Source organism: Bacillus sp. B15-48 (assembly GCF_016879755.1).
Taxonomy (GTDB): Bacteria; Bacillota; Bacilli; order Bacillales; family Cytobacillaceae; genus Mesobacillus_B.
Window position 1 is genome coordinate 144,154 of sequence record NZ_WOFU01000007.1, and the last position, 16,447, is coordinate 160,600.

A 16,447-nucleotide genomic window follows, 5' to 3' on the forward strand; every position below is an offset into this window, starting at 1 on the left:
CCTACTTCCCTTTCTGACTATACAGCCACACAGCCATTAATGAAATAAGCCGATCCGGATCTACTGGTTTCCTTATATAATCAGACGCTCCGGCTTCCATGCATTTCCTACGATCTTCTTTCATTGCCTTTGCTGTAAGGGCAATGATTGGTAACTGTTCAAATTGTCGTTCCGTTCGTATCGTTCGGATTGTTTCATATCCGTCCATTTCAGGCATCATAATATCCATTAAAACGAGGTCAAAATTGGGATTTTCTTTAAGGATTTCTAAGCATTCTTTTCCATTTTCTGCGAAAGCAATATTCATTTCATATTGTTCAAGAATACTTGATATCGCATAGATATTCCTAACATCGTCATCGACAAGCAAAATATCCTTTCCTTTAAGGTCAGAGATATTCACCGGTAATTTGGTCTCTATTTCTTCGATGCCTTCAAGCTCGTCACTGTTTGAAGATAGGTATAGTTCCAACTCTTCAACTAACCTTTGTGGTGAATGGCCATCCTTAATAATAATCGTATGCGAATACTTATTTAAATACATTTCTTCTTTTGAAGTTAAATTTCTTCCAGTATAGATAATTACCTTTAAATCAGCATTAAATATATACGGTTTAATCTCTTCGAGTAAGTGAAACCCATCCGTATCAGATAATCTTAGATCAAGTACTAAACAGTCCACTTCATTGACTTTTAACTCCTCAACCGCCTCTTTTCCAGTCGATACTGCTTTAATGATTACATTCATATTGCCGATTAATTCCATTAAGCTATTCCGTTGTTTAAAATCGTCATCCACAATCAATAGACGCTTAATCTCTTTGTTTTTACTAGGTTCAGTATTCACATTTGTCCTTTGTTCATCCTTCACTCTCTTGTTTGGTTCACTTCCTACAGCCACTTCATTAACAATGGGCTCTGATTCATATTGATTATCCAAATAGAATGTAAATTCACTTCCCAATCCTTCCACACTTTTGACCTTGATTTCCCCTCCTAATAGACTAGAAATCTCACGAGAAATGGATAACCCTAAGCCTGTGCCTCCATATTTGCGACTTGTTGTTCCATCCGCTTGCTGAAACGCTTCGAAAATCAATTCTTGTTTCTCACTTGGGATCCCAATTCCAGTATCCGCAACCGTAAAGGCGAACCGTTCATGATAATCAATTTCTAATTTCACTTCGCCCTTTTCTGTAAACTTAAAAGCATTGGCTAAAAGATTTTTCAACACTTGCTTGATTCTTTGTTCATCACTATAAATAAATGCCGGGATAGATGGCTTAACATCAATATAAAATTGCAAACCTTTTTCATTCGCAAGCGGTCTAAACCTTTGTTCAACAAACTTTATTAAATCCTTTAACGAAACTTTGCTAATAACAACATCCATTTTCCCTGATTCAATTTTTGTTAAATCGAGAATATCATTAATCAACACCAATAAATCTTGACCAGATGAATAAATCGTTTTTGAGTACTCGATTTGCTTTTCCGATAGATTGCCACTCGGATTATCAGCAAGCAGTTTAGAAAGAATTAACAAACTATTTAACGGTGTCCGTAATTCATGTGACATATTTGCGAGAAACTCAGATTTATATTTTGAACTAATCGCGAGCTGTCTCGCCTTTTCCTCTAATTCAGCATGTGCCTTTTCTACTTCTCGGTTCGTCATTTCAAATTTTTCATTTTGTTCTTTTAATACATCCGCTTTTTTCTTTAACTCGACATTTGTTTCTTCTAATTCTTCTTGCTGGGCTTGCAGCCTTTCTTCTGATTGGCGCAACGCTTGCGCTTGTTCCTCTAATTCTTCATTCGTAACTCTAAGCTCTTCTTGTTGAGATTGCAGTTCTTCAGACTGCGCTTGGATTTCTTCCATTAATGTCTGCGATTCTTCTAATAGTTTTGCTAATTGAATTCGTCCTATAACACTATCAAGGATGATTCCAAGTCGACTGACGATTTCTTCTAAGAATGTCTGCTTATTTTCATCAAACGGTTTAAACGAGGCAATTTCGAGAACGGCTTCGACATCATCTCCAAAGATAATCGGCAACACATAGACATTTAAAGGTGGAGCCTCACCTAAGCCTGAATGAATTTGCACATAATCGGCCGGCACATTTGTAAGAATAATCGGCGTTTTCTCTAACACAGCTTGTCCGATAAGACCCTCACCAGGGGTGAATGTGGTGGAAAGATGTTTTCTTTCTTTATAACCATAGGATGCAAGCAATTTATAGGATGGTTCTTTCTCCTTAGTTTCATTCAAGTCTTTCACATAAACGACCGCATGTCCTGACTCTGTTAAAGGAACAATTTTTGAAAGCAATGTACGGCTTAACGTTTCTAAATCATGTTTCCCGTATAAACTTGTGATAACATCCGTAATACTCGATTTACTCCATATAAGATTTTGTTCTTTTTCTATTTGCTCTTCTAATGAGTGAAGCATTTTATTAAACGAACTAGCAACCTCATCAATCTCATCACTTGAATGGACTTCAACCCTAGTGCTTATTTCTTCTTTCCCATTGGCCACGCGGCTCATCACACTTGAAACTCCATTCAACCGTTGAACAATTGACCAAATGTTTTTAGTAATAAGGAACATGACGACGATGATAATAATAATCGCAATAAAACTAATCCATTTGATGCTTTGCTCAAATTCATGTTGATATGCTTCTAATGACGAATTCATATTTGTAGCAAAATAACGGGTAATGTCAGCAGTAACCTTAAAAAACTCCTCATGTATAGGATGACCTGTGCGATTAATTAACTCAATCGCTTCTCCTTTTTTCCCTTCAGTTATGAGACGAACCACTTGATCTTTATAAACGGTAAAATTCGCATTTAAACTTTTTAAGTTGTCCACCATTTCCTTTTCTTCCGCGGTATCAACTTGTGAACCAAGAGCAGCGATGTTTTGCGTAACCGCATCGCTTTCCTTTTGCAATCTGCTTACCTCTTTTTCTAATGAAGCCTGTTCCTCCCAAATGACAAGATTACGCATACTAATTGCTTCATTCTTTACTCCTATGTGAATGGATACTGCTAATTCTTTTAAAGTATTACCTTCTTGTGAGGCAGTAATAATCTTTTGCATACCTGAAAATTGGAACCATACAATTGCTAGTAATAGGAAGATAAGAATAGGAAATATACTAAGCCCTAGTAATAACTTAGTTTTTATTTTCATAGTTTTACTCCTTGGCTATCTGCTCTCATGATTTGGTGTAAATTGATGTTTGCCTCGGTCGTTTTTTCTTCGACTAAATGAGGGTTTTCTTTGTTTTTCAGTAAAAATTCTTCAAATTCATTTGCAAGAATTGGAGGACTAAATAAGTACCCTTGAATTTCTTCACAATGTAAATCAGTTAAAACATTTAATTGTTCCGTCGTTTCGACTCCTTCAGCGACCACAGACATACGTAAACTATGCGCTAAAGAAATAATCGCCTGAATAAACGCAATGCTTTCTTGTGAATTATTTGAAAGGTCTTGAATAAAGGATTTATCAATTTTCAAGGAATGGACTGGGAAATGCCTTAAATAGTTTAATGAAGAGTAGCCGGTGCCAAAGTCATCCATACTTAAATAAATTCCCAATTCCCTTAATTTCTTCAATGTTTGTGTCATCGCTACTTCGTTCTTGAAAACAATCGATTCGGTGATTTCAATCTCCAATAAATCGGCAGTATTCCCTGTTTCATCAAGAATTTGAGCAATTGTCTCAACCAAATCTTTTTGCAGAAATTGCTGGGAAGAAAAGTTGACGGCCATTCGAATCGGTGACAAACCCGCTTGTTGCCACGCACGATTTTGCCGACACGCTTCTTGCAATACCCATTCACCTATCTCAACAATTTGACCTGTTTCTTCAGCCAATGGAATGAACTCTGCAGGGAAAATGTTGCCCCAACTTGGATGTTTCCAACGAATTAATGCCTCTGCACTCGTTACTTTGCCTGTGGCAATATTAATTCGTGGTTGAAAAACTAAGAAAAACTCGTTCTGTTCAATTGCTTTGCGCAAATCATTTTGCAAATTAAAACTCCGAAACGATTGTAGATTCATTCCCGAATGGTACACCTTATACATATTTTTCCCTTGCTCTTTTGCTCTGTACAATGCTGCATCCGCGTTCTTAATTAATGTCATTGCATCTTCGCCGTCAAAAGGAAAGACACTGATTCCAATGCATGCCGTAATAAATAATTCAAATCTATCAATAAAGAAGGGCTGTTTAAACGCTTCTAGAATTACCTCAGCGAACTCTAAAGCTTCGTCTCTATTTGTGTTGGGCAATAAAAGATTAAACTCATCTCCGCCAACTCTTGCGACAAAGTCATCTTCACGCAAGCAGTTCATTAATCGCTCTGCCATTTCTTGAAGCGCGCTATCACCAATTAAATGGCCTAAGGAATCATTAATAAACTTAAAATGATCCATGTCTACATACAGCAACGCAAACGGCTCTTGCACTTTTTTTGCCACCGGGATGATGCGATTGATTTCATCATTAAAGTTACGTCTATTTGGAAGATTTGTTAACCAGTCATGATAGGCCATATGTGTAATGGTTTCTTCATATTGCTTTTGGTTTGTAAGGTCCCGAATTGTAATAGCAACAATACATTTATCTTGTACAAAACGTTTCCCTACTTGGATTTCAGCTGGGAATAAACTTCCGTCTTTCTTAGTAGCCATCAGTTCCTTTAGCTTTCCATTCCTTTGAATCTTTTCTGCCTGACTAATCATTTCCAACATGCTTTTAACAGATTTAAGGGAAGAGGGTTCAGAAAATAATAAGTGAATGTTTTTACCTAGTAATTCCGCCTCTTCAAACCCAAAAGCCATTTCTACTGCTGGGTTTGCCTTTAAAATCGTGCCTTTTTCATCAATTATCAGCATTGAATCAATCGAGGTCTCACTAATTACATTAGATAATTCTTCGGAAATACGAAGCTGTGATGTCGTTTTTGAAAGAGTTAAATAGGAATTTTCTAATTCGTCTCTTTGTTTCTTTAGTTCTTCTGCTTGCTTCTTTAATATTTGGTTCACTTTGTAAATTTCAACAAAGGCGTCTACTTTTGCTTTAAGGATAATCGAATCAAATGGTTTTAGGAGATAATCAACGGCTCCCATGGAATATCCAGTAAAGATATGCTCAGATTCCATATTATTTGCTGTAATAAATAAAATTGGAACGTTTCTAGTTTTCTCACGTGCTTTAATAATTTCTGCTGTCTCAAATCCGTCTATGCCAGGCATTTGGACATCTAGCAAAACCGCAGCAACCTCATTTTTTAATAAAAACCTTAAAGCCTCCTCACCGGAGGAAGCTTTGATAATATTTAATTCTTCTCGTTCAATAATCGCTTCGAGTGCTAATAAATTTTCAGGGCGATCATCGACTATGAGAATATTTACCTTTTCATTAAAAGTCATATGGAAATCATTCCTCCAAAGTAAAAGCTAGTTTCCAGCTTTTACAGCATCAATTCAGTTTGCTTCACCTGTGTACGACTAATTAGATAACAATTCACATATGGTGCTATTCCCATTATGACAAAATTTTTCAATAGCTGATATAGTTTTTTAGAAAAATAAAAGAGTGGGAAATACTACATTTTTAAGGAAGTGTCCGTTCATCTCTCAACAAAAAAAAGAGTGCCCCGTATTAATAACCTAGGTACTCTTTTTTTTAGATTTAATTTTTATTTAAGATCATCAATTGAATCGATATCCATATAGCTTGGTACGACAAGGCCTGTTTTTGCACCTTCTAGATTTACTCCGAGATTTTCCATGTCCTCACCGTATTCAGCTTCATAATCTGCATGTGTTAATGGCAGCCAAGCAGCGACCGTTGCATCCGCATTCCCTCTTGCTACTGATGCAAACATCGGACCCGCTTCAAGTTGAACTAATTTCACATCATAACCAATACTTTCTAATGCAATACCAACTACATTTGTACTAGCAATCTCAGAATCCCAAGCAACATATGCGAGTGAAATTTCGTCACCATCCACTTCTTCGGCGCCTTCTACCCATTCAGCAACTTTGTCGCTATTTTCTTCAACCCATTTAGCAGCAGCCTCTGCCGGATCGGTTCCTTCTTGAATCTCAACCATGACAGTAGCCATATCATCTGGAGTCCAGAAAAATTGGTCTAACACTGTGTAGGCACTTGGCTGATCATCCTTCAACCCTGGACGTACAAATGTTTCAATTGTTTCTTCTTCACCATAAATTCCTTTTGAATCTTCAAGATATTTCAAATCATACTTGGCAAACTTCCAGTGAGGTGTCCAGCCAGTCACAATGATTGGTTCTTCCCTGTCATATGCCTTTCGAAGCTCTGAAGCCATGGCAGCTGAAGATGACTCTACTAGGTTCCAATCTGCTAAATTTTCATATTCTACTAGAGCAGTTTGTGTCGCTTGCATAATCCCCGCTCCTGGTTCAATTCCGATAATCTTATAATCTACTTGTTCACCAATTGATTCTGTGCTGTTAGTATCTGTATCCGTTCCTTCCTCATTTGCATCCCCTGAACTTTGCTCTGAATTTCCACATGCTGCTAACAGCAAGGCGAGAAGCAATACAATTGAAAGTACTACCCTTTTCTTAAACATAAAAATTCCTCCCTATTTTTGTTTTGGTTTTCCTATATTTTGAGAAAGTCGATCTAACACAATGGCTAAAATAACGATTGCGAGACCAGCCTCAAACCCAATTCCAACTTTAACTTGAGCTACGGCGCGATACACATCCGCCCCAAGCCCAGGCGCACCAACTAATGACGATATAACGACCATAGATAAGGAAAGCATGACACTTTGGTTAATTCCTGCCATAATCGTTGGGGTCGCTAATGGTAGCTGTACTTTAAACAACCTTTGTGTAGTGCTTGAACCAAAAGCGTTCGCCGCTTCCACTAAATCTTCAGGTACTTGGCGAATCCCTAGATTTGTTAGTCGAATCGTTGGCGGCATCGCAAAGATAACAGAGGCGATAACGCCGGGAACCATCCCAATTCCAAAGAAGAGTATCGCAGGGATTAAGTATACAAAGGCCGGCATCGTCTGCATAAAATCGAGAATCGGTGTAATCACTTTTCTAGCACGGTCACTTAATGACATCCACACCCCAATTGGCACCCCAATCACAATCGAAATAACAACTGAGGTTAGCACGAGTGCTAGTGTGTCAATCATCCCTTCCCAATAGCCTAAATTATTGATTAACCAAAGCCCAACTCCAGTAAATAAAGCCGTCGTCCATCGACTTAACCATAAAGCAAGTCCTGCAAAGATAATAATAAATAAAATCGGTGGAATAGAGGCTAAAATGAAGACAATAAAATCAACAAAGTTGCCAATTGCTTCAGAAATCAAATCAAATAACGGCTCCAATTTGTCTGTTAGAAAATCGACAAACGTATCAACCCAGTCAGCTAGAGGTATTTTCGATATCATTTCATTTTTCCTCGCTTCCGTTAAGTTGAATTTCATTTCCCGCTAGAGCTGCAAGAACAGCACCGCGAACAATGATTCCTAACAGGCGATGATTTTCATCAATAACCGTCAGCGGTATTGAAGTCGTAGCTACCTGTTCCAGCAAATCAGCTATCAATGTATCTGGGGATACAGTAGGGATTTCACGAATCATTACTTCTCCAAGCGTCTTGCCATTTTTTACGGCTTCAGATGCATCTTGGGCCGTTACAGCGCCAATAAGTTTTTGTTTTTTATCAACTATGTACACACTAGAAATTCCTGCATCCTTCATGATTTGCAGCGCAACTCTCGGACCACGATCAAACAATATTTTCTCTGGTCGCTTCATAACATGTGATGCGGTCAAGACTTTAGACAAATCAACATCTTCGACAAAACGTTCCACATAATCATTCGCTGGATTCATTAAAATTTCCTCAGCCGTACCTACTTGGACAATTGATCCATCTTTCATTAAGGCAATACGGTCGCCGAGTCGTAATGCTTCATCGAGATCATGCGTAATAAAGATGATCGTTTTTTCCATTTTTTCCTGAAGCTCTAATAATTCATTTTGCATATCTTTACGAATCAACGGGTCAAGAGCGCTAAATGCTTCATCCATTAATAAAATATCTGGGTCGTTCGCAAGAGCTCGTGCTAAGCCAACTCGCTGTTGCATTCCTCCACTTAACTCACTTGGATAACTATTCTCATACCCTTTTAAACCGACAAGTTCTAAAGCTTCCATCGCTTTTTCTTTACGCAAATGTTTTTCAGTACCTTTTATCTCCAAACCATATTCCGTATTATTAAGTACCGTACGATGTGGAAAAAGAGCAAATCGCTGAAAAACCATACTCAACTTTGTTCGGCGGACTTCTCTCAATTGCTCAGGCTTCATTTTAACGATATCTTGGCCATCTATTAAAACCTGGCCATCCGTTGGATCGGTTAACCGATTAAACATGCGAACTAAGGTAGATTTCCCACTGCCTGAAAGACCCATAATGACAAATATTTCTCCAGGCATAACTTCAAAACTGGCCTTACTAACTCCTATAGTCATCCCCGTTTTTTCCAAAATATGTTTTTTCGTCATGCCTTCATTCAGCATTTTTAATCCTTGCTGTGGTGATTTACCGAATATTTTTGTCACATTACGGACTTCTATTTTTGCCCGACTCATATGTTCACCTCCATTTTTCAGTAGAAAGTTATATAAAAATAACGTTCAATTGCTCACTCTTTTTAAGTCTAGCGATAAAAAAATTGTTTCACAAATTGGAAAAATGACCGTATTCTGGAAAATAACCATCTAAACCCTAACTTGAAGAGTATAACTAGAACGTTCTCAAGAATCATCTATCAACCTCCAAAATCCGCCATTTTTCGATAAGTATAAGTATGAATCGTCATAGTTTATTAACATTTAAACCTATAATTTTACAGATATATCTTATTTGTTTTTACATAAAACTTTCATGAGTAGAAGAGAAGATGCCTTTCCTTCTAGTTGAAATAAAAAAAAGCAAGCCTGAGAGCTTACTTTTTTTGTGAAATTATCAACCGGTTCTTATTGTCCTACTTTTTGATTTTGAACAAGTGATTGACATTGTTTGATTCGCTCTTCTAATAGCTGCTTAATTGGGCCAATTGTATCAGCATAGCAACTTCCTTTTTCTATTTCTTCGGCAATTGCATCCGATAATTCTTGATCTTCATACATATTTTCAACCCAAGTTCTCAATTTAGTAAAATCTAAGTAATGTATCGTTCCTCCTCCACCAAGAGTCGTTAAACTTTCAACTGAACTAAAATGCAAAAAATCTTTCGCTTCAACTAGCCCTGTAATATAAACTGGGGTTCCACCTGACATTGCATGATATTTTACCCCTTGTAGATGATGAGTAAAATCAATTTCAGATAAAAGTTTAGTTGCCATTTGTGTAGATATTTCTGAGAATCTCCCCATCTTAATTACCTAGCTTTCCTTGTTTTTCTAGTTCATCCGCAACATAGCCTAAACCTAACTCTTCTAGCGTACTGCGTTTTGGCCACCCTGTCTTTGGATCCCAACCTTCAAACGAATAATACTTCGTTTTCCATTCCTCATATTTTTCTTCATCTAACACTCGACCGATTCCATCATCATACGACCACTCACCATCGATGAACATTGTCGCTTTATACGGTGATTCATTCGGTACTTTATACACATAACCTGATAAAACTTCCATATCCCTATGTCTACCTTGCAATATATAAATCGCTCGGTCCAAGTTCCATATTTTTGACCCGATTTTCATTCCGTCTTCAAAGGTGATGTTCTGTCCAGTCACTGCATTATAGAATAATGGTTCAGCATCAGGAGTAAACCCTTTATAATCTTCTTGGTTAAGGTTAATTAAATCTGGCCATGCCCAATCACAGTATCCAAGTGAATTCTTCCAGAATAAGTTATAACCTTTTATCCATGAAATCATTTTCACTTTATTCTCTGAATAAATATTCTCTTCACTATAATCCAATAGCATCGGATCTTTATAAGGGACTAACGCTTCTGCTGCCAGATTTACAACCTGTTCAGCTGACATGAGCGGTTCCTCCCCAAGGAGCATGCCAATAAACGGAATCCAATGAATGTACCAGTTCAATGCATGGTCATTGAAATCCCGGTCGCCCAATATTGACGCATAACTCCATTCCACTTCGATTCGTGGATCATAATGTTCTGGATAACCCCAGAACGTAATCCGAAGCAATCCAGTTTCAATATCTTCTAACCGGCCCCATTTTTCTGCAGCTTGATACAATCCTTCTGCTAAGTCAGCTCCGATATCCTCGCGATTAGCAATCGCTTTCATTAAAGCATTATAGAAGTCTGGACTATCTTGACGATCGAACGGTAAATTTGTATGGATTTCTTTTCCTGGCCCTAATACACCCATCTTATAAAGGTTTTTCAGCCAAGGAAAACCAACACTTAAAACGAAATTATTAATCCCTAGCCTTTGCATCGATTCTGTTGCCGCATGCTGTGCCTCTGGATTAGCTCCAGCAAAAGCAATATCAACACAGGTTGATTCATTCGTTCGGCCAGACTCGCTATTTCTTCTACAGTTAACAAAGCAACCTACACAGCCTTTAGGTCTCGATTTTTCATTTGATTGTAAAAAGAAAGCGCCGGGACCTGCAAAGCCAGGAGAACGATACGATAAGTTTGTCAATGCATACGGCATTCCCCATGGTGCAATTTCGGTTGGATCTTCATGAGTGCTTTTTCTCAATGGCTTATCGACATCGTATCTTCTTTTTTGTAAGGCGATACGCGCTTCTAATAATACACTTGGATCGGCCACTTCTACACTTCCGGTCCCTAATACACTAATTGCCTTTAGGTTTTTCGAGCCCCATATAGCACCAAATCCTCCTTGTCCAGCGCCATTTCCAGAACCATGCACTAAGGAAGCATAGGTGACTAGATTTTCACCGGCTGGTCCGTTTGCAAGTACTGCTGGTTTTTGTGTTGTTCTGCCTGTGTCTCTAGATGTCCCTACTTCATGCCATTGATTAAAATTCTTTTCAACTTCACCTTGAATTAATTCTTGTGTTTCCCAAGTATCCTTTCCCCATAAACCATTTGCATCTTTAATCTCAATGTTATTATTTCGAATATCGATCCAAACGGGCTTATCAGCTTTTCCCTCAATCACTATGCCGTCCCATCCTGCGAATTTTAGCATTGCTGCAAATTGTCCGCCAAAATTAGATCGTGTGAACCATCCCTTAGGGTGGGCTTGCACACCTATTCCCTGTACTTCTGTTCTTCCAGCAGCAGCAGGGGCGATCGTTCCGACGAGAGGTGAAGTCATGATGGTGACAACATTTTTCGGATCTAACCCATCAACTGTTTTATCCTCACATAAATCCCAGAAAAGGGCAGACCCAATCCCATGTCCTCCTCCCCATTGCTCATATTTCTTCGTATCTATAATAGAAGTTTCTTTTGTCGTTAAATTGATCCTTAAGATTTTGCCTGTATAGCCATTCATCCTTTTGTTCCCTCCATTATGTTGTTTAGTTTATTTCCTCCTTTATTCAGAAACAATTCCTAAGCGGCCCCACTCTTTTGTACGGAGATTCACGTCATAACCAGAACTGCCGTTTTGGATTGGGATTTCGCTTGTAAATTTAATTGCTTGCATAGGACAAGAGGACACACATGCTTGCTTACCACTTGGACCACCTTCCTCATTCCAGTAAGGTGTATTTACACAAAGATCACATTTCTGTGCATGTCTATCCTCAAAATTCCATATAATCCGACTAGGAGTATACGGACATGCTTCAATACATTTTTGGCAACCGATACACTTTTCTTCATCAATAAGCCGAACATTCGCATTTTTAGGATCAGGATGGTTGGCCAAGGTTGGGCAGACTTCTACACAAGGAGCACTTGGACATTGTCGACACATGTTCATTGCGATATCATTCGGATAGTGGGCAAAGTTATCCTGGGTAATTTGAATACGTGATAAAGATGGGTTTGACCTGCCTTCATGAGCAAGTGAACAAGCCATCATACACGTCATACATCCAGCACATTTTTTTGTATCGACGACGATGTAACCTTCGGAAGCTGCAAAGGCAACAACACCGTCACCGAGATCAAACCATCCTCCAACTAATGTTCCAATCCCTAAAGCTGCAAGGGTCGAACTACCATATTTAATAAAGTCTCTACGGGAGAATTCCTTGTTACTCATTTCTCCACTCCTTCCATATCTTGTTGTATCTATTTCACTTTGACAGGATATTAACTTGCTGAATCCTTTTGTTTTTGAATTTCTTCGTACCATTTTTCATGATGATGCTTAACATATTTTTCAGTAACTTTTCCTGTAATCATTGAACGCAATAGTGGCCAAGAAGGAGGAATAATTGCTGCTGCAAATACATGAGCAAGTAACATTAACGTCATGTAGATGGCAAAAACACCGTGGAAAAAGGTCATCACTCCCATTAAACCTCCTGGTAAAGACCATAAATGCGCGAATGTTTTTACAATTCCTGTAAGTGTTATTCCACCTATGCCGATAATCCACATTGGAAAAACAACACGTTCGGCAGCCAAAAATTTCTCTTCTTTAGGGGCCTTACCTTTAAAAAACATCACTTTATAGTGGCCAATCATCGCCTTAAGGTCGCCTTTTTTAGGCATCATATGTTTGATTTCTCCTGTAAACAATCCTTTTGTAACATAATAACTGGCACCAAAAAGGAAAAATAGAACTCCGATAAAATGCATATTCATGGCAAATCCAATCATTTCGACCGACTGAACGGTTCTTGGGATAAATAATGTTCCTAGTACTAATCCAGTAATAATTAAAATCACAATCCCAAGCGCATTCGTCCAATGTTGTAAAAACATGACTTCATCATGTCGTTCAACTTTTCCATCCTTGAATTCATCTTTTCGTTGGTAATGATTCAGTGTTCCTAAAAACACACCAATTAAAGCAGCGACTGGGAGTGCCACCACTGACGTATCAAATAATAATTGATACGTCTCTGTTCCTGACAGGCCCGGACGCAAAACATATAATTTAGCCGCATCATAGGCCCAGTATGTAAAGGCTGCTAAAACAGCGAGTATTGCGAATGCAATTTGTAGTCTCTTTCCCACTTTCCCCACCTCTTTCTTTCTATTTTCTGCTACTCTCGATTGCCTTCCCCTACTATCTCCCCCTAACACACACCGATTGCGTTTACATTCATACGTTAAAACTTAACTCTATCTAAACAATAAAAAACCAATGATTTAATAGAATGACAGAAAAGTTGCCATTCACTAAACCATTGGTTTTTATTAGAGCTACCTATAGGTGTCTCCTTTAACTACCAATCTATCGATTTATTTACTTCTATTAATAATTGATCAAAAATCATGATGTGAATCCAAAGATCTTTATTAGAATCAATGTCATATGTTTGATGAATACAACGTGACCCTAACTGCTCTTCGAAATAAGTGACATTTTCCACCGCAAATTGTTTGGAAAGCAGCTGGCGTGATTCTTTAATTAACTTACTTCCTTTTGGCGTCTTCGCAATATGTTTTTCAGGGCTTGTTAAAAAGCCTTGGCCACGGATAATGACCATATCATTCCATATAATCACTTTCGTACTATCGGCACCTTTTCCGATAATGCCTTTAAAATACTTTTCTAAATAGATCTTAAACTCATGCTGTAGATGTCTTCTTTGTTCGTATGATAACTTACAATTTCTAACTTTCTTGTCATGCAGGTAATTTTCAGACGCCAATTCTCCTTTTTCTTGAGGATAAACTGTATATGTCATTTTCCCCCTCCTACCACTATTGGTAGCCCTTCCAAAATACTGCTTTGACATTTCTAAGCTCGCCGATCGGCTAGTTTTCTTTATGTTCATTCTTTTCTATATATTTTCATCCTAATATGAAGAAGGCTTTTGTTCAGCAATATTAATCACTCTTACTGAAAGAAAATTACCGAATCCGTTCATTTCAAGCTAATTTTTTTACATTTTGTTAAATTTTTATGAACCCGGTTCGAATATTTGATAACTGTAATCAAATAATTCCTCAAAAAAAATAGGCTGCTTAAGCCTAATCTGATTAAAGAATATCAATCCAAATGTTCATTGCTGTAGCAAGAATCAGTACTGCTAAAATCACTTGTAAAACCTTCGTATTTATTTTTTTGCCAACTATTGCTCCAAAGGGAGAGGCAATTAAGCTTGCTATAACCATAATTCCTGCCGGGAAATAATCTACTTGACCAGTTGTGATTTTCCCTACCGTTGCTCCAATTGAGGATATTAACGTAATCGCTAAAGAAGAGGCAATTGTCATCCTTGTCGGGATCTTTAAAACAACCAACATAATTGGGACGAGTAAAAAGGCGCCAGCAGCACCGACAATTCCTGCTCCTACACCGACAACTAGAGAAAGCGAGGCAGCAAGCCATTTATTAAACGTAACTTGCTCAAGCGGAATCTCATCAATTCCTTTCTTAGGAATAAACATCATCACCGCCGCAATTAACGCTAATATTCCATATATAAAGTTAATTCCACCTTCTGACATCATTTTTGAGCCGTATCCACCGATAAAGCTTCCAATTAAAATACTTATCCCCATATAAGCAATTAATGATTTATTTAAATAGCCGCCTTTTCGGTAGGCCCACACCCCGCCAATTGTCGCAAAAAAGACTTGCACGGCACTTATTCCTGAAACTTCATGGGCAGTAAACGCCGCAAACCCAAGTGCTGGTGGAATATATAGCAGCATTGGATATTTAATAATTGAACCGCCTATTCCAAGCATACCCGAGATAAAGGATCCGATAAATCCAATCAGAAAAATTGTAAGGATAAATCCAAACTCCACCGCCATAGTAACCTCCCCTCCTTTAAAAAAAGGAACCGAGATGGTTCCTCTATAAAATCATGCTTTTTTTATCCAAAACTTTAAAACATCACCCTCAACTTCATGTTTTAAAAGTTCGTGTCCACCTGATTTTGTCCAGGCGACAAGATCACTTTTCGCCCCCTTATCTGTAGCGTGTACTTCTAAAATTTGTCCTGTATGCAATCCATCGATTGCCTTTTTTGTACGTACAATTGGCATCGGACATGCAAGTCCTTTTGCATCCAATACTTTAGTAGCTTCCATCTAAATACCTCCTATTCTATTAAATGAAAAATGACTTAACGTACCGCACAGCGGTTTGGACCAATTTCCATTTCACGTTGCTTTTCAACATCTGGTGCTATTTTCCCCATATTTGTTTCACGAATTTCTTGATACGCATTTGGCTGCGGCGGTAAGTTTTCTGTCACGAGTTTTCTGAATTCATTTTCGTCTTCGATGTTTAAGCCATGGTTATGAGCAAATAAGTTACCTAGCTTCTCGGAAACACTTCCGTCCTCATTCAATTCCTCAATAATCATAAAGTGAGCTGGTAAAACAATTAGGTCTTCTGATAATTCTCGGTAACGTTGATAAAGTGTTTCTCTTAGGTCGCCAACCCAATCTTGTGCCAATCCAGCTAAATCCGGTCTTCCAATCGAATCAATAAACAAGATATCGCCTGAAAGTAAAAATTTCTCATCTACTACAAAAGAAGTCGAACCAATCGTATGTCCTGGAGAGTACAAAGAGTGAATATTCATTTCTGTTTCTCCAATCGTTACATTAATGCCGCCTTCTAACGGATGATATTTAAAGGTAACTTCCATTGCATCCTTTGGAGGAAGCCAATATGTGGCACCTGTCATTTCGGCAATTTTTCGACCTCCAGAAATATGGTCAGCATGTAAGTGTGTATCAAATACATGTCTGATGTTCACATTTTTACTAGTTGCGAAATCAAGAAAAACATCCGTCATCCGCGTTGCATCAATAACCGCAGCCTCTCCGTTTGAAAGAACCATGTATGAGAGACAGCCTTTTCCAATTCGGACGAACTGATATAACTCTCCACCATTCTTTAAATCTCCTACTTTAACTGGCTCGAGATATTCACTCCATGCTTTCATTCCGCCTTCAAAATACGCTACAGTTCGGCCGGCTTCAACAAGCATCTCTGCCACCATCACGGACGATCCTTCTTTTGCACATACGACCAAAACCTCTTGATCAGTCGGAATTTTATCGAGAATCTCATCTACGCCATCCAATAATTCAAAATATGGAATATTTAAATATTGAAAGTTCTTTCCTTCAATTTTCCAATCTTGGAAATCATTTTGATTACGTACGTCTAAAATAAATAACTTTTCGTTATTAATAACCTTTTTCGTTACCTGTTTTGAATTCATCGCTTTTAGAGTCACTTCATTACCCCCATAGGTATAATTTAGATTAAAAAAAA

The 16,447-nt window shown here is 38.1% G+C and carries 13 protein-coding genes; all 13 read right to left on the reverse strand.

All coding sequences use genetic code 11. The annotated features are described in order from the left end of the window. Nucleotide 1: 1 nt before the first annotated feature. Nucleotides 2-3,208, reverse strand: a complete 3,207-nt coding sequence (locus tag GNT69_RS19885) for a response regulator (protein ID WP_203556738.1) — start codon at nucleotides 3,206-3,208, stop codon at nucleotides 2-4. After that, nucleotides 3,205-5,460, reverse strand: a complete 2,256-nt coding sequence (locus tag GNT69_RS19890) for an EAL domain-containing protein (protein WP_203556739.1) — start codon at nucleotides 5,458-5,460, stop codon at nucleotides 3,205-3,207. Before GNT69_RS19890 ends, GNT69_RS19885 begins: the two co-directional genes overlap by 4 nt. Nucleotides 5,461-5,729: 269 nt before the next feature. Next, entirely contained in the window at nucleotides 5,730-6,653 is a 924-nt protein-coding gene (locus GNT69_RS19895) for a glycine betaine ABC transporter substrate-binding protein (RefSeq protein ID WP_203556740.1), read from the reverse strand. A 12-nt stretch (nucleotides 6,654-6,665) separates the two neighbouring features. Further along, complete coding sequence (locus GNT69_RS19900; protein WP_275411262.1) at nucleotides 6,666-7,496, reverse strand: ABC transporter permease; 831 nt, start codon at nucleotides 7,494-7,496, stop codon at nucleotides 6,666-6,668. Nucleotide 7,497: 1 nt separating this feature from the next. Continuing rightward, nucleotides 7,498-8,706, reverse strand: coding sequence for a glycine betaine/L-proline ABC transporter ATP-binding protein ProV (proV, locus tag GNT69_RS19905; RefSeq protein WP_203556742.1), 1,209 nt, complete (start codon nucleotides 8,704-8,706; stop codon nucleotides 7,498-7,500). A 387-nt stretch (nucleotides 8,707-9,093) separates the two neighbouring features. Continuing rightward, the gene (locus tag GNT69_RS19910) at nucleotides 9,094-9,462 is read right to left on the reverse strand and encodes a hypothetical protein (protein WP_203556743.1); all 369 of its coding nucleotides are present in this window, start codon (nucleotides 9,460-9,462) and stop codon (nucleotides 9,094-9,096) included. Between the two features lie 31 nt (nucleotides 9,463-9,493). Continuing rightward, nucleotides 9,494-11,572: an aldehyde ferredoxin oxidoreductase N-terminal domain-containing protein gene (locus tag GNT69_RS19915; protein WP_203556744.1), complete on the reverse strand. Its 2,079-nt coding sequence runs from the start codon at nucleotides 11,570-11,572 to the stop codon at nucleotides 9,494-9,496. A gap of 42 nt (nucleotides 11,573-11,614) precedes the next feature. Further along, nucleotides 11,615-12,289, reverse strand: a complete 675-nt coding sequence (locus GNT69_RS19920; RefSeq protein WP_203556745.1) for a 4Fe-4S dicluster domain-containing protein — start codon at nucleotides 12,287-12,289, stop codon at nucleotides 11,615-11,617. Between the two features lie 50 nt (nucleotides 12,290-12,339). Next, nucleotides 12,340-13,212 (reverse strand): cytochrome b/b6 domain-containing protein, encoded by an 873-nt coding sequence (locus GNT69_RS19925; protein WP_203556746.1) that lies wholly within the window; start codon nucleotides 13,210-13,212, stop codon nucleotides 12,340-12,342. 212 nt (nucleotides 13,213-13,424) lie between these two features. Further along, entirely contained in the window at nucleotides 13,425-13,889 is a 465-nt protein-coding gene (locus tag GNT69_RS19930; protein ID WP_203556747.1) for a Na-translocating system protein MpsC family protein, read from the reverse strand. A gap of 295 nt (nucleotides 13,890-14,184) precedes the next feature. Beyond that, the gene (locus tag GNT69_RS19935) at nucleotides 14,185-14,961 is read right to left on the reverse strand and encodes a TSUP family transporter (RefSeq protein WP_203556806.1); all 777 of its coding nucleotides are present in this window, start codon (nucleotides 14,959-14,961) and stop codon (nucleotides 14,185-14,187) included. A gap of 57 nt (nucleotides 14,962-15,018) precedes the next feature. Continuing rightward, nucleotides 15,019-15,246 carry a sulfurtransferase TusA family protein gene (locus GNT69_RS19940; protein WP_203556748.1) on the reverse strand — a complete coding sequence of 76 codons (228 nt, stop codon included), beginning with the start codon at nucleotides 15,244-15,246 and terminating at the stop codon, nucleotides 15,019-15,021. Between the two features lie 35 nt (nucleotides 15,247-15,281). After that, complete coding sequence (locus tag GNT69_RS19945) at nucleotides 15,282-16,394, reverse strand: MBL fold metallo-hydrolase (protein WP_203556807.1); 1,113 nt, start codon at nucleotides 16,392-16,394, stop codon at nucleotides 15,282-15,284. Nucleotides 16,395-16,447: the final 53 nt, after the last annotated feature.